The organism is Agrobacterium sp. FDAARGOS_525, assembly GCF_003938925.1.
Taxonomy (GTDB): Bacteria; Pseudomonadota; Alphaproteobacteria; order Rhizobiales; family Rhizobiaceae; genus Agrobacterium; species Agrobacterium pusense.
Genome location: NZ_RKIU01000003.1, coordinates 2296926 through 2318139 on the forward strand (window position 1 = coordinate 2296926; position 21214 = coordinate 2318139).

The 21214-nt window shown below is 59.5% G+C and carries 20 protein-coding genes, 1 tRNA gene and 1 pseudogene; 19 read left to right on the plus strand and 3 right to left on the minus strand.

Annotated features, from left to right (window positions below; genetic code table 11):
- Positions 1–5 precede the first annotated feature (5 nt).
- The 15 genes and pseudogenes from EGT36_RS12615 (at position 6) to EGT36_RS12685 (ending at position 14580) form a co-directional block, all read left to right on the plus strand.
- Positions 6–569, plus strand: coding sequence for a YceD family protein (locus EGT36_RS12615; protein WP_006697939.1), 564 nt, complete (start codon positions 6–8; stop codon positions 567–569).
- Positions 570–670: 101 nt separating this feature from the next.
- Positions 671–1732 (plus strand): phosphate acyltransferase PlsX, encoded by a 1062-nt coding sequence (gene plsX / locus EGT36_RS12620; RefSeq protein ID WP_004441191.1) that lies wholly within the window; start codon positions 671–673, stop codon positions 1730–1732.
- A 4-nt stretch (positions 1733–1736) separates the two neighbouring features.
- Positions 1737–2708 (plus strand): beta-ketoacyl-ACP synthase III, encoded by a 972-nt coding sequence (locus tag EGT36_RS12625; RefSeq protein WP_006697941.1) that lies wholly within the window; start codon positions 1737–1739, stop codon positions 2706–2708.
- Between the two features lie 243 nt (positions 2709–2951).
- Positions 2952–3290, plus strand: a complete 339-nt coding sequence (locus tag EGT36_RS12630; RefSeq protein ID WP_006697942.1) for an integration host factor subunit alpha — start codon at positions 2952–2954, stop codon at positions 3288–3290.
- A gap of 276 nt (positions 3291–3566) precedes the next feature.
- Positions 3567–4100: a MerR family transcriptional regulator gene (locus EGT36_RS12635; RefSeq protein WP_004441196.1), complete on the plus strand. Its 534-nt coding sequence runs from the start codon at positions 3567–3569 to the stop codon at positions 4098–4100.
- An 84-nt stretch (positions 4101–4184) separates the two neighbouring features.
- Positions 4185–4913 (plus strand): thermonuclease family protein, encoded by a 729-nt coding sequence (locus EGT36_RS12640; RefSeq protein ID WP_037089014.1) that lies wholly within the window; start codon positions 4185–4187, stop codon positions 4911–4913.
- Between the two features lie 136 nt (positions 4914–5049).
- Positions 5050–5135, plus strand: a tRNA-Leu gene (locus tag EGT36_RS12645).
- 239 nt (positions 5136–5374) lie between these two features.
- Positions 5375–7879, plus strand: a complete 2505-nt coding sequence (locus tag EGT36_RS12650) for a heavy metal translocating P-type ATPase (RefSeq protein WP_169692018.1) — start codon at positions 5375–5377, stop codon at positions 7877–7879.
- Positions 7880–7890: 11 nt separating this feature from the next.
- A pseudogene (locus EGT36_RS12655) lies at positions 7891–8190 on the plus strand (2Fe-2S iron-sulfur cluster-binding protein); the annotation flags it as partial.
- A 47-nt stretch (positions 8191–8237) separates the two neighbouring features.
- The gene (gene cueR / locus EGT36_RS12660; protein WP_006697945.1) at positions 8238–8726 is read left to right on the plus strand and encodes a Cu(I)-responsive transcriptional regulator; all 489 of its coding nucleotides are present in this window, start codon (positions 8238–8240) and stop codon (positions 8724–8726) included.
- 67 nt (positions 8727–8793) lie between these two features.
- Positions 8794–9738: an ABC transporter permease gene (locus tag EGT36_RS12665; RefSeq protein WP_004441204.1), complete on the plus strand. Its 945-nt coding sequence runs from the start codon at positions 8794–8796 to the stop codon at positions 9736–9738.
- Positions 9728–10627, plus strand: coding sequence for an ABC transporter permease (locus tag EGT36_RS12670; protein ID WP_051634363.1), 900 nt, complete (start codon positions 9728–9730; stop codon positions 10625–10627). Before EGT36_RS12665 ends, EGT36_RS12670 begins: the two co-directional genes overlap by 11 nt.
- Positions 10628–10766: 139 nt before the next feature.
- Complete coding sequence (locus EGT36_RS12675) at positions 10767–11834, plus strand: ABC transporter ATP-binding protein (RefSeq protein ID WP_037089019.1); 1068 nt, start codon at positions 10767–10769, stop codon at positions 11832–11834.
- Positions 11835–11845: 11 nt separating this feature from the next.
- Positions 11846–12856 carry an ABC transporter ATP-binding protein gene (locus tag EGT36_RS12680; protein WP_125270443.1) on the plus strand — a complete coding sequence of 337 codons (1011 nt, stop codon included), beginning with the start codon at positions 11846–11848 and terminating at the stop codon, positions 12854–12856.
- A gap of 230 nt (positions 12857–13086) precedes the next feature.
- On the plus strand, positions 13087–14580 hold the full coding sequence (locus EGT36_RS12685; RefSeq protein ID WP_004441211.1) for an ABC transporter substrate-binding protein: 1494 nt from the start codon (positions 13087–13089) through the stop codon (positions 14578–14580).
- A gap of 305 nt (positions 14581–14885) precedes the next feature.
- Here EGT36_RS12685 and EGT36_RS12690 read toward each other — a convergent pair whose 3' ends face one another.
- Together EGT36_RS12690 and EGT36_RS12695 are read right to left on the minus strand one after the other, a co-directional pair.
- The gene (locus EGT36_RS12690) at positions 14886–15140 is read right to left on the minus strand and encodes a heavy-metal-associated domain-containing protein (RefSeq protein WP_004441212.1); all 255 of its coding nucleotides are present in this window, start codon (positions 15138–15140) and stop codon (positions 14886–14888) included.
- A gap of 96 nt (positions 15141–15236) precedes the next feature.
- Positions 15237–16694, minus strand: coding sequence for a TrkH family potassium uptake protein (locus EGT36_RS12695; protein WP_035207806.1), 1458 nt, complete (start codon positions 16692–16694; stop codon positions 15237–15239).
- Between the two features lie 80 nt (positions 16695–16774).
- On the opposite strand from EGT36_RS12695, the gene ilvA reads away from it, so the two are divergent.
- Entirely contained in the window at positions 16775–18049 is a 1275-nt protein-coding gene (gene ilvA, locus EGT36_RS12700) for a threonine ammonia-lyase (protein WP_004441216.1), read from the plus strand.
- Between the two features lie 70 nt (positions 18050–18119).
- Entirely contained in the window at positions 18120–18431 is a 312-nt protein-coding gene (locus tag EGT36_RS12705; protein WP_004441218.1) for an HlyU family transcriptional regulator, read from the plus strand.
- Between the two features lie 190 nt (positions 18432–18621).
- Here EGT36_RS12705 and EGT36_RS12710 read toward each other — a convergent pair whose 3' ends face one another.
- Positions 18622–19239, minus strand: a complete 618-nt coding sequence (locus tag EGT36_RS12710; RefSeq protein WP_006697949.1) for an FMN-dependent NADH-azoreductase — start codon at positions 19237–19239, stop codon at positions 18622–18624.
- Between the two features lie 150 nt (positions 19240–19389).
- Between EGT36_RS12710 and EGT36_RS12715 the strand changes: the two genes are divergently transcribed.
- Together EGT36_RS12715 and EGT36_RS12720 are read left to right on the plus strand one after the other, a co-directional pair.
- Positions 19390–20358, plus strand: coding sequence for a LysR family transcriptional regulator (locus EGT36_RS12715; protein WP_006697950.1), 969 nt, complete (start codon positions 19390–19392; stop codon positions 20356–20358).
- 273 nt (positions 20359–20631) lie between these two features.
- Positions 20632–21174 carry a DUF2087 domain-containing protein gene (locus tag EGT36_RS12720; RefSeq protein WP_125270444.1) on the plus strand — a complete coding sequence of 181 codons (543 nt, stop codon included), beginning with the start codon at positions 20632–20634 and terminating at the stop codon, positions 21172–21174.
- Positions 21175–21214: the final 40 nt, after the last annotated feature.

The following is a 21214-nucleotide window of genomic DNA, read 5'->3' on the forward strand; positions in this document are numbered from 1 at the left end:
TTCACATGAACGCGCGACACGCCGCAAATGACGACCTGCCTTTCTCCTATCCCGTGAAGGTAGGCCATATTTCCGCCAATCCCGTCAGGATTGGTCTCGAAGCCGATGCCGAGGAGCTCAAGGCGCTGGCGAAATTCTGGGACGTGGTTTCCGTCGAATATCTGAAGGCAGAGCTGCAGGTATCCCGCTGGAAGAAGGATGGCGTGAAGGTAAAAGGCGAGGTGCATGCGGCCGTGACCCAGTCCTGCGTCGTGACGCTGGAGCCGGTGTCGAGCAAGATCGACGAGACTGTCGAGCAGATTTTCGTGCCGGAAGGTTCGAAACTGGCGCGGATGGTCACGAACGAAGAAGGCGAAATCGTGCTCGATCCCGATGGTCCCGACATTCCCGATCAGTTCACCGGCGACAGCATCGATGTCGGCGCTGTCGTTGCCGAATTTGCCGCCCTTGCCATCGATCCCTATCCGCGCAAACCGGATGCGGCGTTCCCCGAAACGGCCGAAAAAGAACCTGAAGAAGAGAAGCGGCCATCGCCCTTTGCCGTGCTGAAAGATTGGAAAAAAGACTGAATGGCCCAGCCGGGCTGAAATAATTTTATTGTAACGAAGGCCGGAAAAGGTATTTTCGCGCAAAATCCGCTTGATTGGCGGCAAGTAAGGATAAGGGACGAGTGATCAGAATTGCAATTGACGTCATGGGCGGCGATTTCGGCCCAGATGTTGCCATCCCGGGTGCCGCCAAGGCGCTCGAACGGCACAACGATGTAACTTTTCTGCTCTACGGGCAGAAGAGCAAATGCGACCCCATTCTGGCACAATATCCCGCACTTCGGGAAAAGTCGGTCTTTCACGATTGTGAAGTCTCTGTCAGCATGGACGAGAAGCCCAGTCAGGCGCTGCGCCGCGGCCGCTACGTCTCCAGCATGTGGCGCGCCATCGAGGCCGTGAAACTCGGCGAGGCTGACGTCGCCGTTTCCGCGGGCAATACCGGTGCGTTGATGGCCATGGCGAAATTCTGTCTGCGCACCATGGCGCGGGTGGAGCGCCCGGCAATCGCCGGTATCTGGCCGACACTGAAGGGCGAAAGCATCGTGCTCGACATAGGCGCGACGATCGGCGCCGACTCACAGCAGCTTCTGGATTTCGCCCTGATGGGCGGCGCCATGGCGCGCGCGCTCTTCGATATCGACCGTCCGACGGTCGGCCTGCTCAATGTCGGCGTCGAGGAGGTGAAGGGTCAGGAAGAGGTTCGCGAGGCCGGACGGCTGATCCGCGAGGCAGATCTCGGCACCATCGATTATCGCGGTTTCGTTGAGGGTGACGATATCGGCAAGGGCACGGTTGATGTCGTGGTGACCGAAGGTTTCACAGGCAATATCGCGCTGAAAGCGGCCGAAGGCACCGCCCGCCAGATCAGCACGTTGCTGCGTGAGGCGATCTCCCGCAGCTTCTTCGCCAAGATCGGTTATGTTCTCGCAAAGAGCGCCTTCGACGTGCTGCGTGAAAAGATGGATCCGCGCAAGGTCAATGGCGGCGTGTTTCTCGGCCTGAACGGCATTGTCATCAAGAGCCATGGCGGTACGGATGCCATCGGTTTTGCTTCCGCCGTCGATGTCGGCTACGACATGGTTCATAACGGCCTGACGGCCAAGATAGAAAACGATCTCAAGATTTACCACGCAAGACGGCTTCCGCCCCCGGCGCCCGAAGCACTCGTGGCTGACGAGGAATAACGGAATGATCCGCTCTATAGTTCGTGGTTTCGGGGCAGCGCTGCCGAAGCGTGTGATGACCAACAGTGAAATCGAAGGCGTCGTGGAGACGTCCGACGAATGGATCGTGCAGCGAACCGGCATCAAGCAGCGCTACATCGCCGGCGAAGGTGAAACCACCGCGTCTCTCGGCGAAGCGGCGGCGCGTGCGGCTCTCGACAATGCCGGTCTGACGCCCGACGATATCGATCTCATCATCCTCGCCACCTCGACGCCGGATAACACTTTCCCCGCGACGGCAGTGAACATCCAGAACCGCCTCGGCATGACCCACGGCTTCGCCTTCGACATGCAGGCTGTCTGCTCCGGCTTTGTCTATGCCGTCTCTACCGCCGACCTTTATATTCGCGGCGGCATGGCCAAGCGCGTTCTTGTAATCGGCTCCGAGACCTTTTCGCGCATTCTTGACTGGAAGGACCGCACCACCTGCGTTCTCTTCGGCGATGGCGCCGGCGCGCTTGTTCTGGAAGCTGGGGAAGGCGAGGGTACCTCTGCCGATCGCGGTATCCTGACGGCGCAGCTGCGTTCCGACGGTTCGCACAAGGAAAAGCTCTATGTCGATGGCGGGCCCTCAACAACGGGCACGGTCGGTCATCTGCGCATGGAAGGCCGTGAAGTGTTCAAACACGCCGTCGGCATGATCACCGACGTGATTGAACAGGCATTCGAAGCCACGGGCACCACGGCAGACGATCTGGACTGGCTCGTTCCGCATCAGGCCAACAAGCGCATCATCGACGGATCGGCGAAAAAGCTCAACATCGACCCGGAAAAGGTCGTCATTACCGTCGATCAGCATGGCAATACCTCCGCGGCCTCCATTCCGCTGGCGCTTGCCGTTGCCGCAGGCGATGGCCGCATCAAGAAGGGCGATCTTGTCATGCTGGAGGCCATGGGCGGCGGTTTCACCTGGGGTGCGGTGTTGCTGCGCTGGTAAAGGCGCGATTTCAGCGTTTGCCGGGGCGGTGAAGCGAAATCCGCTGTGATTTTCGCGCTCACGCCCCGATAAGGCGCGTCTTGACGGCTCGGCCTGTGTCAAAACCGTATCAGTTGCTCTAAGCCCTTGCAGCGATTGCCGAAAGCCGCAAATGAATCTGGAACAGTCCCTTGACCGGCCGCCACAAGGGAAATAATCTCGGCGTCTCCTAGAGAAGAATTCAGACACGGTTTGTGGGGAAAAATGGCCGGGAAGACAGTGACACGCGCAGATCTTGCAGAATCTGTGTTTCGTAAAGTCGGGCTGTCCCGCACCGAATCCGCTGAGCTGGTCGAAACGATTATCGACGAAATATGCAATGCGATCACCCGCGGTGAAGTCGTCAAGCTCTCCTCTTTCGCGACGTTTCAGATCAGGGAAAAGAACGAGCGCATTGGCCGCAACCCGAAGACGGGGGAGGAAGTTCCGATTTCCCCACGTCGCGTCATGACCTTCAAGGCTTCGAATGTGTTGAAGCAGCGCATTCTGAAAGCGCATACCGCTCGTAAAGCCAAGCAGAAGGGCCAGAAGTCCGGTACCTAAGCCTGCGCGCGAAGCAGCGCCATGGCGCGGTTTTGCGCCTCCGTAAGCCCTTTTTCCCATTCTTCCTGTGAACATGCTTGAATTTCAACGCGCAAGCCGTTGAAATCCGGTCGACTCACATCATAATCAATTTTAGTGATTTGTATCCTGCCGCAACCGGTGTTGGCGCGAAGGTCGGACCTGACCTTGCGTGATATGCGGGCCGGCGGGTGAAAAGCGTTCTCGTTCAGTGTCCGGCCGGATGCATGGCGCTCCGGTTCGGATGGGAGTGGAAATTTGGATAAAAGCCCCGACGCGTTTCGGACGATCAGTGAAGTGGCGGATGAGCTGAACCTGCCGCAGCATGTGCTGCGTTTCTGGGAAACGCGCTTTCCGCAGATCAAGCCGATGAAACGGGGCGGGGGCCGCCGTTATTACCGCCCTGATGACATCGACCTGCTGAAAGGCATACGCCATCTTCTTTATGACCACGGCTACACTATCAAGGGCGTGCAAAAGCTGCTGAAAGCCAATGGCAACCGCTTCGTGGCTGCCATTGCCTCCGGTGATCTCGCGACCATGGAAGCCATCATGGCGGCGAGCGGCGAAAAGGAAGTCAACGAGCCGCGGGTTATCGATACCGATGGCGATGAGGTCGTCGGCCGTCCGAAGGCGAAGCCAAGCGGCCGGTTTTTCGGTTTTGGCGGTGGCGGCAGCGACGCTGAAATATCGGTGGGCAAGTCCGGCATTGGCAAGGATGACCAGGCGCTTTTGCAGGAGGCCCTGTTTGATCTGCTCGAATGCAAGCGCCTGCTGGATCAGGTTCGCTAAACCTTTTCCACAGCTGTTTCGGGACGCCAACCTTTCAGAAACCCCTTTGGCCGATAATGCGGCTCCGTAAAAAGGAGTCCGACCGTGAGCAACCGAAAATCGACAGCGCGACGCCGCACGGCGAAGAAATCGAGTGGCGGTAGCGTTTGGCCCTGGGTGCTGATGCTGGGTGTGGTTGCCGGCGGCATTCAGGCCTACGAACATCGCGATAGTCTTTTGCCGCAGCGGGCTGTTGCGAAGGCGACGTCTTCGGCAGCCAACGCTCCTAAAGTCACGACGGCGGCCAAGCGCGAGGCGGTTACCTCCGAGAAAGTCGCGGCCATGCGCCCTGCTGCCCCCGTCCTGCCCGGCAACGCACCGGTTCCGCCACGCCCCGTCGCCATGCCACCCACGGCCTCTCAGAACAAGGTCGCAGCTATCCTGCCGGAAACCCGCCCGTCAGTCGAAAAGGTCTCGCTCGGCGAAAAAAGCGGAACTTTTGCCTTTTGCGGCCGCTCCGGCCTCAACAATTGTGTGGCCGATGGCAACACCTTCTGGATGAAGGGCGTCAAAATGCAGCTCGCCGGCATCGAGGTTCCGCAGATCGACCGGGCGCGCTGCATGGAAGAACGCCAGCGCGGTTTCATTGCGAAAGTCAGGCTTCGCGAAATGCTGAACGCCGGCGCCTTCGATGTCGCATCTACCGGTGCTGCGGGCGGGCAAGCTACGGAACGGACACGCCTTTCGCGTTCAGGCGTCTCCTTCGCCGATCAGCTTGTGCGCGAAGGTCTGGCCCATCCGCTCTCGGGAAAAAATCAGTCCTGGTGTGGCTGAGGCCCCGTTGACCGAAACGGCCCGGACTGTGTAGATGAGGCGCAGTCGCGTTTAAGATCGGCCTTTGCGCCGGCCACCTGAACGATGACAGCATATTTGCAGCGACTTGACCCCGAGCGGTTCATGGCGCCGCAATGCGGACGTGGCGAAATCGGTAGACGCAGCAGACTTAAAATCTGCCGACCATTGGTCTTGCGGGTTCAAGTCCCGCCGTCCGCACCATACCACCGATTAAATTTTCTTTTTTGCTTCCCTGCGGTTTCCCGGCGTCTGGAAGGATTTTATGCCGAATTTTCAAGGTTTTCAGCACGGGCGGCGCTGAGATCTGCAGGATTGCCTTAAAAGTGTGCTTGATCACGCAGGCGGCATTTTTCCGTTGAAAACACCCGAAAGAACCTATTGACCTTGCCACGATGGGAAGCCCTATCTTTTTTTTAAATGAGAAAAGAGGGGTCATACGCATGTCACAAATGGAGATCCGGGCGAGCCATCAGATTGCGATCGATGGCATGACATGCGCCTCCTGCGTCGGCCGCGTTGAAAAGGCGATCGCCAGGGTGCCCGGGGTTCTCAAGGCTTCGGTCAATCTTGCGACGGAACGCGCTGACATCTCTTTTTCCGGATCGCCCGACGTGCCGGCCGTGATCGCGGCGGTGCGGAATGCCGGCTATGGCGTAGAAGAAAAAACCATAGAGCTTGATATTGAGGGTATGACATGCGCCTCCTGTGTGGGCCGTGTTGAAAAGGCCCTGAAGGCTGTTTCCGGTGTTTCGGAAGCGAGCGTCAACCTGGCGACCGAGCGCGCCGCCATCCGCGTCGCCGGCAATGCCGCCTCTACCGCCACCTTGGGGGAGGCGATCAGACGGGCGGGTTACACGGCGAAGGAAATCGTCGCCGACAGCGCCGGCGAAGTGGAGCAGGACCGACGCGCCGTGGAGTTGCGCAGCCTGAAAATCAACCTGGCCGTGGCCGCTGCTTTGACCCTGCCAGTCTTCGTTCTGGAAATGGGGTCGCATCTTGTCCCCGCGATCCACGACATCGTGATGGAAACGGTCGGCATGCGGGAAAGCTGGTATCTGCAATTCGTTCTGACGACGCTGGTACTCTTTGGACCGGGTCTGCGTTTCTTCAAAAAGGGCATACCCGCACTTCTGCGGCTCGCGCCGGATATGAACTCGCTTGTCGTGTTGGGCACCGCCGCCGCCTGGGGATTTTCGGTTGTCGCAACCTTCCTGCCCGAAATATTGCCGCGCGGCACGGCGAATGTCTATTACGAGGCCGCTGCTGTCATCGTCACGCTCATCCTCCTTGGCCGGTTCCTTGAAGCGCGCGCCAAAGGCCGCACCAGCGAGGCGATAAAGCGATTGCTCGGGTTGCAGGCCAAGTCGGCGCGGGTGTTGCGCGACGGTGAAACCGTGGATGTGCCGTTGCAGGATGTGCGCGCCGGTGATGTGATCATTGTCCGTCCTGGCGAGAAAGTGCCGGTCGATGGCGTGATCCTCAGTGGCTCGTCCTATGTCGATGAATCGATGATAACCGGCGAACCCGTGCCGGTTACGAAAACGGCGGGTTCCGAGGTCGTGGGCGGTACGGTGAACCGCAACGGCTCTTTCACCTTCCGCGCCACCAAGGTGGGGGCCGATACGCTGATCGCCCAGATCATCCGCATGGTCGAGGACGCACAGGCCGACAAGCTGCCCATTCAGGCGCTGGTCGACAAGGTCACCAACTGGTTCGTGCCGGCGGTGATGCTGGCCGCAGCCGCCACCTTCCTTGTGTGGTTCGTCTTCGGGCCGGATCCGGCTCTGACCTTCGCGCTCGTCAATGCGGTTGCGGTTCTCATCATCGCCTGTCCCTGTGCCATGGGCCTTGCCACGCCTACCTCGATCATGGTCGGCACTGGCCGCGCCGCCGAGATGGGCGTGCTGTTCCGGCGCGGCGATGCGTTGCAGACGCTCCGCGATGCCGAGGTGATCGCCGTCGACAAGACCGGCACGTTGACGCTCGGCAGGCCGAAACTGGTGCATTTTACAACGACCGAGGGCTTCGGTGCCGATGAGGTGCTGCGCCTTGTCGCATCCCTCGAAACCCGATCCGAACACCCGATTGCGGAGGCGATCGTCGAAGCCGCGAAACATGGCGGCCTGGCGCTTGCCGATGCGGAAGGTTTCGAGGCAACGCCGGGTTTTGGCGTGGGGGCGGTGGTTGAAGGGCGCAGGGTTGAAGCGGGCGCGGACCGGTTCATGGCGAAGCTCGGTTACGATACCGCGATGTTTGCGCATGAAGCAGACCGGCTGGGCAGGGAAGGGCAGTCGCCGCTTTATGCTGCAGTCGACGGCAGGCTGGCCGCGATTATCGCAGTGGCTGATCCGGTGAAGCAGACGACCCCGGAGGCGATCGCGGCGCTGCATGCGCTCGGCCTCAAGGTCACGATGATCACGGGTGACAATCGCCGCACCGCAGAGGCCATCGCCCGTCGCCTCGGCATTGACGAGGTGGTGGCGGAAGTGCTGCCGGACGGCAAGGTGGAAGCCGTCAAAAGGCTTGCCACCGGTGGGCGCCGGGTCGCCTTCGTAGGCGATGGCATCAACGATGCACCGGCGCTTGCGGCAGCCGATGTCGGCCTCGCCATCGGAACGGGCACGGATGTCGCGATTGAGAGCGCCGATGTGGTGCTGATGTCGGGCGATCTGCGCGGTGTGGCCAATGCCATCGCCCTGTCCAAGGCCACGATCCGCAATATCGGCCAGAACCTGTTCTGGGCCTTCGCTTACAACGCCGCGCTCGTTCCCGTGGCGGCCGGAATATTGTATCCTGTCAACGGCGTGTTGCTGTCACCCGTCCTTGCTGCCGGCGCAATGGCACTTTCCAGCGTCTTCGTCCTGACAAACGCGCTGCGCCTGAAAAGTTTCCGTGCGCCGCTCACGGACAGACCCGCGGGCTTGCAGCTCGCAGCAGCGGAATAGAAGGGGACACAATGGCACTCCCCCGGACCATCCACTTGCCGCAGATCGACCGCAGCATCGCGGTGGCGGAGGGCGAGACTGTCCTTCAGGCCGCCCTGGCAGCAGGCATCGCTTACCCGCACGGCTGTCGCATGGGCCGCTGTGGGGCCTGCAAGTCGAGGCTGGTCTCCGGTGAGGTCGACCTTCTCAAGCACACGCCTTTTTCGCTGACTGAGGAAGAGAAAGCAGATGGCCTGACGCTTGCATGCCGAGCCATACCATTAAGCGACGTGGTGATCGGCTGGCTGAATGGCGCTGACGCGCTCTCCGACAGTGATGCAGATCTGTTGTCCACCTCGGAAAGATAGGAGCAGGATCCATGAACATCGGCACAGCCGCTACCGCATCCGGCGTTTCTGCAAAGATGATCAGACATTACGAGACGATCGGCCTGATCAAATCGGCGAGCCGCACCGATTCCGGCTACCGGGTCTATACCGCCAATGATCTGGAAACACTGCGCTTTATAAGGCGCGGCCGCGACCTCGGTTTTTCAATCGAAAAGATAAGGCAGCTCATGACCTTGTGGCGTGATCCCGGCGGCGCCTCCTGCGACGTCAAACGCATCGTCATGGAACACGTCGTCGATCTCGAAGCCAAGATGCAAACGCTTCGCGACATGGCCGATACGCTCCGCCATCTGGCGACCTACTGCCCCGATAATGGCGAGCCGGAGTGTCCGATCATTCAGGATCTGGCGCAATCGGAAGATCCCGATTTCGTCCCGGCGGCGGTGGTGCCGAAACGGTCGGGCATGTTGAAGGGCACGTCCGGCCCGGTAGCGGAACTACAGCGCCTTGCGAAATGAGCGGCCGTTCCAATCGTGGACGTCGTCGATTGCGGTAAAAATGCCAATGCGGTGAAGGAGACCAGCCATGTGGATACAGATATTACAGCGCTTCCTTATCCTGTGCCTGATGTTGGCGATCGTCTCCGTCATCGCGTTTCTTTTGCCCTATATGGCCGGTGGCGATCCGGCCCGTACCATCCTGTTTTCGCGCATGCGTGATACGGCGCTTGATCCACACGCCGTTGAAGCGCTGAGAACCAGCCTCGGGCTCGACCGTCCGCTCTATGTGCAATATTTCGCCTGGCTGTCGAACGCGTTACGCGGTGACCTTGGCTTCTCCTTCACCAGCAGCCAACCCGTCGCCGGTGAGCTTTTGCGTTCCCTCGGCGTGTCGGTGACACTGGCGCTGACGGCGCTGGCAATAGCGGTGGCCGTTGCCCTGCCGCTCGGCACGCTTGCCGCAATGCGTCCCGGCGGAAGGCTGGACAATTTCGCGACGCTGATGATCCAGACCTTCGTCGCCACGCCCGAATACTGGTTCGCGCCCATGTCTGCGCTCGTCTTTGCCCTCTATCTTGGCTGGCTGCCCTCCGCGGGATGGGACAGCTGGCGTTCGCTGGTCCTTCCTGCGCTGACGCTGACCCTGCGACCGCTCGCCTATTTCACGCAGGTGACGCGCGCGGCGATGGCCGAAGTTTTACGCGCCCCTTATATCACGGCGGCGCGCAGCCGCGGGCTGGGCATGCATGGCACGGTCATGCGGCACGGCATCCGCAACGGCTCGCTTCCGGTAGTCACGTTTTTTGCCCTGTGGCTTGCGGGCCTGCTGGGCGGATCGGTGGTGGTGGAGGTGATCTTCGCCATCCCCGGAATGGGTCGGCTTCTCTACGATGCGGTGGTCAACCGCGACATCCCGATGCTGCAGGGCGGCTTCATCTGCATCGTCGCTCTTTCCATCCTGATCAATACCCTGGCCGACAGCTTCTATGTCCTGATCAATCCGGCAATGCGAGGTCGCCATGACCATTAGTCACTTTCCACAGGCTGCCGCCATGACGATGACCGCGCCCAGACGCCCCTCGACACTCAACCGGTTCATGGATTTCATTCGCCGGCGGCACTGGACCTTCTATGCGGGATCGGCGATCTTTCTCGCCATCATCCTGCTGCTTATCATTGCGCCGTGGATTTCGCCTTATAATCCGGCGCAGCAGAACCTTCGCCTGCGGCTGAACGCGCCGAGCGCCGCCCATTGGCTCGGAACGGACCATCTGGGGCGTGATGTGCTCAGCCGTCTGCTCATAGGCGGCCGTTTCACGGTTACCATCGCCGCGATCACCGTCATTCTCTCGGTCGTGATAGGAGCCTTGATCGGCATCGTCAGCGGCCGCAGCCGCGGCATAGTCGATCAGATTTTGATGCGCATCGTGGACCTGCTCATAGCCATACCAGATGTCGTGATCGCGATTTTCCTCGTCGCCATCTTCGGGCCCGGATACGGCACACTGATCGCCTCGCTGACCATCGTTGGCTGGACGCCTTTCGCACGGCTGGCACGGGGACTGACGCTTTCGATCAATTCCCGTGAATATATCCGCGCGGCAGAGGTGCTTGGATGTACGCGGAGCTTCATCATCTTCCGGCATATTATTCCCAACACGATCTGGCCCATTGCCGCTGTCGCGTTCCTGCGGTTCGGCCACAAGCTGATCACGGTGGGCGGACTGTCATTTCTGGGGCTCGGCGTACAACCGCCGGCCGCCGACTGGGCGCTGATGTTGTCCGATGCGCAGGCCTACGCCGAACGCATGCCCGTTCTGGTTATCGCACCGGGTCTGGCGATTTTCCTGGCGGCGCTCAGCGTGACCTGGATCGGCCATGGCCTCAACCTTGAAACCAAGAAAACGAGCGGTCATTGACGCCCGCGAAGGGGCAATGGTCGATTTGACTGCCGTCAAACATAGATGACGCCACGAACAATGAAGGAGAGTAATATCGTCTGAAGCCGCATGAAAATCCGTAAATGCCTCCGATTCAATAAAAATAAGGGGAACTCTTATGAATATCGAAGGACACACGCATGCCAGTACGGCCATGTCTTCCGAATGCGCACCGCTTCTGGAAATTGAGGACCTGCACGTTTCGGTGCCGGCGCAACATGGCCGGAAATTCGTCATCTCCGGGCTGACGCTTTCCGTCAATGCCGGGGAAGTTGTCGCTCTCGTCGGCGAGTCCGGATCCGGCAAGAGCATGACGGCGCTATCGCTGATGCGGCTCCTGCCACAGGGTGCGGAAATCAACTCCGGCCGAATTTCCTTTGCCGGGCGTGATATTCTCGCCCTGTCATCCGCCGAACTCGACGCGTTGCGCGGCGCAGATATCGGTATGCTGTTTCAGCAGCCACAGGCCATGCTGGATCCCACCAGCCGGGTGAGGACGCAGGTTGCCGAACCGCTATGGGTCCATCGCAAGATGAGCCGGCACGCCGCTCTCAATCGGGTCGTCGGCCTTCTGTCCGATGTCGGTATTCCCGATCCGTCTGCACGGGCGCAATGCTTCGCGCACGAACTTTCCGGCGGCATGGCGCAACGTGTCATGATCGCCGCGGCACTTTCGGGCAATCCGCAACTGCTGATCGCCGACGAGCCGACGACAGCGCTCGATGTCACCGTTCAGGCACAGATATTGCGCCTGCTTGATGACGAGCGCCGCAAGCGCCGGCTGGCCACGCTGCTCATCACCCATGATCTTTCGGTTGTTGCCGCATTCGCGGACCGGATCGCGGTCATGTATGCCGGCCGCATCGTGGAGGAAGGGCCCACCCAGGCGATTCTCAAGGCGCCGCAGCATCCCTATACCAAGGCACTCATCAGCTGCTCGCTTCTGACCACTGACGGCGAGGGGCAGTTGTTGACAATCCCCGGCTCCAGTTCGCAGGCCCACGACATGTCCTGCGGCTGCCGGTTTCACCCGCGCTGCTCGCTCGCCAAATCCGCCGGCATGGGCAGCCGCTGCATGGCAGCTGAACCGAATCTGAATGCCCTGCCGGAAGGACGCAAGGCCCGGTGCTGGGCAGTCGGTGACGAGCAGGTCAACCATGATCATGCTGGCCACGCAATGTGCTGAAGGAGGTGACGATGTTATCGCCAACGATGAAACAGGCCACGCCATCGGCCGGCAGCGACAGCCGACCCTATGTGATTGCCAAAAATCTTTGCAAATATTACCCCATATCAGGCTTTGGTCACCGGGTGGTGAAATCCGTTGACGACGTGTCGCTGACGATCGGCGAAGGCGAGGTTCTGGGCCTCGTCGGCGAATCCGGCTGCGGCAAAAGCACCGTCGCCGGATTGATAACGCGGCTGACGAACGCGACGAAAGGCGAGGTCAGCATCGGTAATCATAATATACTGCAAATCCAGGGCGAAGAGCTTCGGCGGATGCGTCGGGTCGTGCAACTGGTGTTTCAGGATCCCTATTCGGCACTCGATCCCCGTATGCGCATCGGGCAAAGCATGGAAGCACCGCTTGCCCAGCACGGCATCGGCTCTCGCGAGGAACGCGCGACGCGGGTTTTCCGGATGCTGGAGGAGGTCGGTCTTGATGCCTCATTTTACGATCGTTATCCCAGCCAGTGTTCCGGCGGGCAACTGCAGCGCGTCGTCATAGGGCGCGCACTTCTTCTCAATCCGAGTTTCCTCGTTTGCGATGAGCCGACATCGGCACTCGACGCCTCCATGCGCACGCAGATACTGAACCTCCTGATGGACATGAAGCGTCGCCACGGTTTGACGGTTCTGATGATTTCCCATGACCTGCGTGTGGTGCGTTATCTGTGCGATCGCATCGCGGTAATGTATCTCGGGCGCGTCGTCGAAATCGCTGACCGTGAAGAGCATTTCCGGGCGCCGAAGCATCCCTACACCAAGGCCCTCATTGCATCGTCGATGCTGGACGAGACGGGGTTGTATGCACCGGAAATGCTCCTGGACGGTGATCTGCCGAGCCCTCTCAATCCTCCCGACGGATGCAAATTCCACACGCGCTGCAAATACGCGACCGCAATATGCGGAGAGGTAGAACCCGTTCTGGAAGGCGTTTCCGGCGAGCATTTCGCGCGTTGCCACCGCTGGCAGGAACTGGGTTGAAGGACGACGCAGCTACAGTTCTCTGGTGCTGTAAAAACAGATGAATTGTGTGTTTGAAGCTTAATATCGGAATAAGATTCCGAGTATAAAACGTAAAATAGATGATATTCGAATGGATAATCGAAAGATATCCATAGGGTATTATTGTTGTAATTTTATGGAATAAGCGAATTTTCGAGAAAATGTAAGAGATGTGAGCGTTGTCATCAAAAATAAAAGGGGAATCTTCTATGATGAAGCACGCACTTTTGGCGACGTGCGCCGTTGTTGTCTCATTCGGGGCACATGCGGCGACAGCCGGAACGATCACCTATGACGATTATACCGGCGTCAAGACCGGCTGGCAGATGGCTTCCGACGATGCCTATCTCGGCTCGCGGGCGGGATGTTTCGAAAGTCTGGTTCGTGTCGGTTATGACGCGACACTGGAGCCTGGCCTTGCCGAATCCTGGACGCAGACCGCGCCGAAGGTCTGGGAATTCAAGCTGCGCAAGGGTGTGAAATTCCAGAATGGTGAGCCGCTCAATGCCGCAGCCGCGGTCAATGCACTCACCAATCTTCTGAAAGCGCCTGTTCCGGCGCGCGCCTTCTCGCCCAAGCTGATCGCCGCTGTTGATGCCGATGGTGACGATATCGTGAAGATCACGACCATCGAGCCATCGGTGCTGCTGCCGGCGCAAATGGGAAGTCCGGCAACGTCGATCCTCGCGCCTTCAGCCTATAAGGATGGCAAGGTCGATCCGATCGGAACCTGCACCGGACCCTTCAAGATTACCAAGGTCGATGCCAACCAGTATATGGAGCTGACCGCAAACCATGACTATTGGGCCGGTATGCCGAAGCTTTCGGGCGGCCGCGTGAACTTCATCCCGGACGCCGATACGCGCGCCACCCAGATAAGAAGCGGTGAAGTGCAGATTTCGCGCATGATCCCGCCCTGGACGGTGAAGACCGTTGAAGCGGCCAAGGGCGTCAAGGTTGCGCCGATCACCGTGCCGCGGATCACCGAAATGCTGCTCAATAATTCAAAGGCGCCTTTCAAGGATATCAAGGTTCGGCAGGCGATCCGGGCTGCCATCGATACCGCCGGTATTGCCGACAGCATCTATGAAGGCGTGGTAAAGCCCGCAACGATGCCCTTCGCACCGGGTGAGCCGTGGGCGCCGCAAGACGTCACACCCGCTTATGACCTGGAGAAGGCAAAGGCTCTGCTGAAAGAGGCCGGAGTTGCTCCCGGCAGCCTGAAGTTGACGCTTCTCGCCTACACGGAAAGAACCGAACTCAAGGATGTTGCCGCTGTTATCCAGGCCCAGTTGCAGGAAATCGGCATCAAGGTCGATGTTCGCGTTGCCGATTACACAGCGATCGAGCCCGATCTCCTGTCCGGCAACTTCGACATGGTTCTTCTGTCGCGCGGTTACGCCACTGACGTTGCAGAGCCGATCGGTTTCCTGAACGCCGACTACACCTGCACAGGCGGTTACAACATCTCGCATTATTGCAGCGAAGAGACGGACAAGCTGATCAAATCGGCCTATGCGGTGGCCGAGCCGGCCAAGCGTTACGCCATCTATGCCGAGGCGGCGAAGAGGGTTTACGATGAAGCGGTCACCGTCTACCTCATCCACGAGACGGCTTTCGATGCCTATTCGGACAAGGTCGAGAACTTCAAGCCGCATCCGATCAACTACTTCATCATGACCAAGGATCTGGCGGTGAAATAAGCCAATGTGACGTTGCTGACGAGGTGTGGCCCGGTTCGCAAGAGCCGGGTCTCTTTTATGAGAAGGCCCCTGAACCTCTCCGCCGTCATTGCGGCCCTGTGCCGGAACGACGGAGGAGGGCGGATTCGTTTCATTAAGCTGGGAAAACCTCCTCCGTCACCCTTGATTGAAAGGGAGAGGGCGTTTGCCGTCCGGGAGGAGAGAGGGATGGATGCCGTCCAAACCCGTCACACAATTCAGCGCGAAGCGGGGCAGCAGTGCGATCCGGCGGCGGCTGTATGAAAGCGCCGCCGTATCTCGTCTGATCAGGCGCGTGCTTCCGGCGTGTACCCAGCCGCGGTGATGATTTCTGCGATACGTGCCGCATCGGAGATGCCGCCAACCACGACTGTGCGGCTTGCCGGATCGGCATGTACGGCAGCGCCGGGAACGGTCTTCTCGATCGCACCCTTGATCACACCGGCGCAGTGCCCGCAGGTCATGTCTTCAACGTGGAAAGAAAGGTCGGCATTGACAGGTGCGGCAGTGGTTTCCGGGTGATGCTGGTGAGCGGTGCACATAGGCGGTTCTCCGTGATTGGGAATTCGTAACAGGGAGAGCCTGGACTATTCCAACGTGGGAAGGTCAAGCGCTTTATTCGCCCAAAGCCAGTGATTTCAGCTCTTCCAAAAAATCGGCATCAGCAGCACCAGAACCGTCAGGATTTCCAGACGCCCCAGCAGCATAAGGATCGACAGGAGATAGAGCGCCGGTTCGCTTATCGTGGAGAAATTGCCTGCCGGGCCGATGATCGGGCCGATGCCGGGGCCGACATTGGCAAGCGAGGTCGCCACAGCCGAGGTGGCGGTGAGGAAATCATAGCCCATCAGGCTCATGGCCAGACTGCCGGCAATCCAAAGTGCGATGAAACAGCTGATGAAGAGAAAGATGGTGCGGATGGTTTCCGGATCGACCACCTGCTGGCCGTAGCGCACGGAATAGACGGCGTTCGGATAGATCAGCTTCTTGAGCCCGGCCCGCGCCACGTTGAAGATGATCAGAAAACGATAGGCCTTGATGCCGCCGGCCGTCGAGCCCGAGCAGCCGCCCATGAAAGTGGCGAAAAAGGCGACGACGACGACGAAGGGCCCCCACAGCGTGTAGTCATCGCTGGCAAAGCCGCCGGTCGACAGGATGGAGGTCATGTTGAAGAAGGAGTGGCTGAGCGCATCATCCAGCGGCACGCCGTTCCTGAAATGGTGGTAGACACCAACGGCAACCGAGATCGCACAGAGGTAGCCGAGGAAGACGGCGATCTGCGGGTCGCGCAGCGTCTCCAGCCGGCGCCGCACGGCGAGCAGGATCATGACCGAGAACGGCAGGCTGCCGAAGATGAGGAAGATGGTGGCGATCCACAGCAGGGCCGTATTGTTGAAATAGGCGAAGGACGCGTCATGGGTGGAGAAGCCGCCCGTCGCAACCGTCGACATGGCATGGTTCAGCGCATCGAAATGCGACATGCCGGCAAAATCATAAGCGATGGTACAGGCGAGCGTCATGACGATGTAGATCGCCACGAAAGCCCGGGTGAAGCTTGCCAGCCGGGCGAAGGGGCGGTCGTTGCCGGTGTCGGAGGATTCCATGCGGAAGAAGGTCATGCCGCCGACGCGCAGCAGCGGCAGGATGAAGAGGCCGAGTGCGACAATACCGATGCCGCCGAGCCAGCACAGTAGCGACCGCCACAGGAGAATACCCTGCGGCGCATTGTCGAGACCCGAAATGGCGGTGGATCCGGTCGTCGTGATGGCTGAGACGGACTCGAAAAGCGCCTGGCCCGGCGTCAGGTTGAGTTCGGACAGATAAAGCGGCACTGCACCGACGATGGAAAACACCAGCCAGAGCAGGTTGACGAGCAAAAAGCCGAAACGCTTGTTGAACGAAGCGATCGGCCCGCGCGTGGCGAGCGCGCAGGCAAGCGCGAACCCGCCACACATGAAGCCGGAAAGCGCGAACACCATCCAGTCGTCATTGCCGTAATAAAGATCCGTCAGTGCGGGCAGGAACATGGCCGTGGCGAGATAGAGCCCGAAGATGGACGCTACATATATGACCGAGCGCAGAAGGTTACTGTTCAAGAAATGAAACCCGGAGTTCGTGGCCGCGCTGAAATGAGTCTTTGTCTCGGACGCCTTCCTATGGCATAGCGGGTGCCATTATGAATTTCAATGGATTGACTATCGTGGACAAGCAGCTTGTGGAAGCAGCGCGGCGGGAAGTGCGGGAAATATTCCCGGAAACGCCGCTGCAGTTGAATGAACATCTCAGCCGTCGGTATGGCGCGTCGATTTGGCTGAAGCGTGAGGATCTGTCCCCGGTTCGTTCCTACAAGATTAGAGGCGCATTCAATTTTCTTCGCAAGGCGGTGGCCAAGGCCGGCAAGGGCAAGATTTTCGTCTGTGCTTCGGCTGGAAACCACGCCCAGGGCTTTGCTTTCGCCTGCCGCCATTTCGGCGTTCATGGCGTTGTTTTCATGCCGGTGACCACACCGCAGCAGAAGATCGAAAAGACCCGCATCTTCGGCGGCGAGTTCATCTCCATCCGTCTGGTGGGCGATATATTCGACCAGTGTTACGCTGCTGCCCGCCAGCACGTGCAGGACAATGACGGCTACATGGTGCCGCCGTTCGACCATGAGGATATCATCGAGGGCCAGGCGACGGTTGCCGCCGAGATCATGGACCAGCTCCCGGATGGCACTAAGCCTGACATCGTCGTGATGCCTGTCGGCGGTGGCGGTCTTTCGGCTGGCCTGTCCGGATTTTTGGCCGGGACGGTCCGCAAGGAAAACTTCGTGTTCTGCGAGCCGGAAGGCGCACCGAGCCTGAAGAAAAGCCTCGAACGTGGCGAACCGGTGACGCTGAACAAGATCGATAATTTTGTCGATGGCGCCGCCGTCGCCCGCATCGGCGACCTCAACTTCAAGGCGCTGAAGGATTTCCCGGCCGATCAGGTCCAGCTCATCCCGGAAAATGCCATCTGCGTGACGATCATCGAGATGCTGAATCTCGAAGGCGTGGTGCTGGAGCCCGCAGGCGCGCTCTCGATCGCCGCGCTAGAAAAGCTCGGCCGCGAAAAGCTGGAAGGCAAAACGGTCGTCGCCGTGGTTTCCGGCGGCAATTTCGATTTCGAGCGCCTGCCGGATGTGAAGGAGCGCGCCATGCGTTACACGGGCGTGAAGAAATACTTCATCCTGCGCCTGCCGCAGCGTCCCGGTGCGCTTCGTGATTTCCTCAACCTGCTTGGCCCGGATGATGATATCGCCCGTTTCGAATATCTGAAGAAATCGGCCCGCAACTTCGGCTCGATCCTTATCGGCATCGAAACCAGCGCGAAGGAGAACTTCGCCGGCCTGCTGGAGCGCTTCGAAGCGGCCGGTCTCGGTTATGAGGACATCACCGAAAATGACATCCTGTCAAACCTGATCATCTGATCGGAAGAGGCAGGGAAGGGCGGGTGTCATCCGCCCTTCAAACGTGACACGAATTGAGGGAGTGCAAGCCATGGCATCGTTTTTTTCCAAAATCCTCTCGGCCTTCGGCTCCGGCCAGCCGTCTTCCGACGCCCCGCAGAAGACGGCGCAGGCAGAACCGCATGCGCATGGCGACTATCTGATCTATGCGACCCCGATAAAGGAAGGTGGCCAGTTCCGCCTGGCTGGCCGTATTGAAAAAAAGGCCGGTGACGAGGTGCTGGTGCATGAATTCGTGCGGGCCGACGTCTTCACCAGCCTCGATGATGCGGTGGAGTTCACCATCCGCAAGGCGAAGCTGATTATCGATCAGAACGGCTCATCTCTCTTCCCAGGAAAATGATGACGGCTGCATTGAGTGCCTGAACGCTACGGCCTTCAGGGACGGGCAGTATTTCTGTGCTTTGTTATCTGAATCAGGTGCGTGGCCTACGTGGCAAAGAATAACGGCCGGGACAGGGTCCACGGCCGTTACGGAACGGAGCTCGGTCAATACCCGGCAGTCATGCCGGGATTGCCTTTGAATGAATGCCTCAGGCGGCCTGTGCCAGTTCTTCCACCTTGGCTTCGGCAGCCGCTACAGCCTTCTCGACGGCTTCGGGGCCGAAAGCCAGACCCTCGACGTAGATCACTTCCACATCGGTCATGCCCATGAAGCCGAGAACGGTCTTCAGATAGGGAACGGCATGGTTCATCGAAACGGCCGGGCCTTCGGAGTAAACGCCGGCAGCCGCCAGGACGATGTACACCTTCTTGCCAGTGGCGAGACCGACCGGGCCGGTTTCGGTGTATTTGAAGGTCTGGCCAGCGCGGGCGACGTTGTCGATCCACGACTTCAGGCCGGAATAGATGTTGAAGTTGATGAGGCCGGTGCCGATGACGACGGTGTCGGCGGCCAGAAGCTCTGCAACGAGCTTGTCGGAATAATCGGCTGCAACCGCTTCTTCAGCCGTGCGCTGATCGGGTGCCTTGCGGATTGCGGCTGTCTTGACGGTGTCGAGATGCGGGATCGGGTCAGCTGCGAGATCGCGGTGGACAAGGGTGTTGGAAGCCGACTTGGCCTTCAGCTTGCTGGCGAGCTCACCGGCGAACTTGTTCGAAACCGATTCGTCGCCGCGCGGGCTGGAGGTGATGAGAAGAATGTTGGACATGGTCTTTTCCTTGCATATGCGATGAATTGACGGGCGCCTTGGGAGGGCGGGAGAGCACGATGCCCTGCCTTTGCGCTCTATATGAAAAATTACTGCCATCAAGAAAACTGTGATAATGTGGAAGCAATCTATCGATGAAATGGATGGGACATGGACGCGAACCCAACGCTCGATCAATTGCAGGTATTCTTGACGGTTGCCGAGACCGGCAGTTTTTCCGCCGCATCGCGGGCGCTCAATCGTGCGCAGTCGGTGGTCAGTTACACCATCGCCAATCTCGAAGCGCAGCTTGAGGTTACGCTTTTCGAGCGCAACGGGGTGCGCCAGCCGAAGCTGACGGACGAAGGGCGCGCCATGCTGGAGGATGCAAGGCGCATCGTCGCTGGCCTGCAGGAAATGCGTGCCCGCGCCAAGGGGCTGAAACAGGGGCTGGAAGCGGAACTTTCTGTAGCTATCAGCACCATGGTGCCGGCGGAGGCTGTGGTGGCTGTGCTGCGGGATTTTCGCACGCAGTTCCCAACCGTAGCCCTCAGCCTCAATGTTGGCGAGCTGGGCATGGTCATGGACATGGTGCTCTCCCGCAAGGCAGGCATCGGCATTGGTGGGGCGATGCTGCGCCAGGATGATGAGCTCGTCGTCGAAAAGGTGGGCCATTCCTTCATGCTGCCGGTCGTCGCGTCGGATCACCCGCTGGCGCAGATCGAACGCCCGCTGGTTCTCGCCGACGTGCGCGAGGAGGTTCAGCTTGTCGTCACCGATGCCTCCGGCCTGACCAAGGGCCGCGATTTCAATGTTCTCTCCTACAAGACATGGCGGGTCAGCGACATCGCCACCAAATACCAGCTTATCAAGGGCGGTCTCGGCTGGGGCGGTCTGCCCGCATCGATCGTCCGCAACGATCTTACCAATGGCAGCCTCAAGGCGCTCGAACTCGAGGCCTATGAGCAGGGGGAATATCCGCTGTTTGCACTGCGACGGGTGGATTCGCCTGCGGGCCCGGCGGGGCAATGGCTCGCCGAGGCTTTTCAGCAGCGCCTGTCCGCCTGCCCGAATCATAAGGATTTCAATGGTATGCTTGCTGCCAGCAAACAGAGGTCCATTGCTGTCGCCGCTGAGTGATATTGGCTAATTATATGTGGACCGGCCGGGCCTGCTTCTTCGCCCCGGCTGGGAGAGGAAACGCGCGGCAACCTAGGCGCTATGCCGCAGAGGCCAATTGACGTGGGCGGATCGCCTGCCTATACCTAATCACGGTCTGCAGTTCACCGAGGCATCGCCGTCCCGCATGGGAAGCTAAACCTGCATATTTATGGTTTGACAGCACTTATCCCGTGCCTTGTCGGAAGCCGGCGATCAGCGACACCTTTTCGGAATGGCACTTGAGGGTAAGTCATGCCACGTTCGATCCTTTCCATTGATATCGCCGATCTCTCGACATTTGCCAAATCCGTGCGCGAGCAGATCGGCAGGCTGGACCGCCAGCCGAGCCATGTGGAGATGCTCAATCTTCTGAGCCGGGCCGCCGGTTTTCGAAATTTCCAGCATCTGCGCGCTGACTGCATCTCTTCCGCCGAAAGCGCAACCGCTCAGCCTGAGCTGCTGCCAGCCGTCAATGGGGGCAGGGTGCTGAAGACCGTTCGTGTCTTTGATGCCGCCGGCCGGCTGATGCAATGGCCGGCCCGCCGGTCGCATCAGGAACTGTGCCTCTGGTATCTCTGGGCAAAAATTCCCGCCGGGCAGAGTTTTTCCGAGCGGGAATTCAGCAGCTTTCTGGATAGCCTGCACCTGTTCGGGGATGCGGCCATGCTGAGGCGCGACATGGTTGGCCTGAGACTCATCCGCCGTAACCGTGACGGCAGCGACTATCGGCGTATCGAACAGAAGCCGCCGCAGGAACTGCCGATGCTGTTACGCGCGTTGGCTGGGCGCGACTAGGAAAATACCTCCCGGCGACAGGTCGCCGGGAGGGCACGGT

Coding starts and splice junctions, on each gene's coding strand:
- EGT36_RS12685 (WP_004441211.1), top strand. CDS start 13,087: ATGATGAAGCACGCACTTTTGGCGACGTGCGCCGTTGTTGTCTCATTC.
- EGT36_RS12650 (WP_169692018.1), top strand. CDS start 5,375: ATGTCACAAATGGAGATCCGGGCGAGCCATCAGATTGCGATCGATGGC.
- EGT36_RS12720 (WP_125270444.1), top strand. CDS start 20,632: ATGCCACGTTCGATCCTTTCCATTGATATCGCCGATCTCTCGACATTT.
- ilvA (WP_004441216.1), top strand. CDS start 16,775: ATGAATTTCAATGGATTGACTATCGTGGACAAGCAGCTTGTGGAAGCA.
- EGT36_RS12705 (WP_004441218.1), top strand. CDS start 18,120: ATGGCATCGTTTTTTTCCAAAATCCTCTCGGCCTTCGGCTCCGGCCAG.
- EGT36_RS12630 (WP_006697942.1), top strand. CDS start 2,952: ATGGCCGGGAAGACAGTGACACGCGCAGATCTTGCAGAATCTGTGTTT.
- EGT36_RS12615 (WP_006697939.1), top strand. CDS start 6: ATGAACGCGCGACACGCCGCAAATGACGACCTGCCTTTCTCCTATCCC.
- cueR (WP_006697945.1), top strand. CDS start 8,238: ATGAACATCGGCACAGCCGCTACCGCATCCGGCGTTTCTGCAAAGATG.
- EGT36_RS12690 (WP_004441212.1), bottom strand. CDS start 15,140: ATGTGCACCGCTCACCAGCATCACCCGGAAACCACTGCCGCACCTGTC.
- EGT36_RS12680 (WP_125270443.1), top strand. CDS start 11,846: ATGTTATCGCCAACGATGAAACAGGCCACGCCATCGGCCGGCAGCGAC.
- EGT36_RS12625 (WP_006697941.1), top strand. CDS start 1,737: ATGATCCGCTCTATAGTTCGTGGTTTCGGGGCAGCGCTGCCGAAGCGT.
- EGT36_RS12710 (WP_006697949.1), bottom strand. CDS start 19,239: ATGTCCAACATTCTTCTCATCACCTCCAGCCCGCGCGGCGACGAATCG.
- EGT36_RS12665 (WP_004441204.1), top strand. CDS start 8,794: ATGTGGATACAGATATTACAGCGCTTCCTTATCCTGTGCCTGATGTTG.
- EGT36_RS12670 (WP_051634363.1), top strand. CDS start 9,728: ATGACCATTAGTCACTTTCCACAGGCTGCCGCCATGACGATGACCGCG.
- EGT36_RS12715 (WP_006697950.1), top strand. CDS start 19,390: ATGGACGCGAACCCAACGCTCGATCAATTGCAGGTATTCTTGACGGTT.
- EGT36_RS12675 (WP_037089019.1), top strand. CDS start 10,767: ATGAATATCGAAGGACACACGCATGCCAGTACGGCCATGTCTTCCGAA.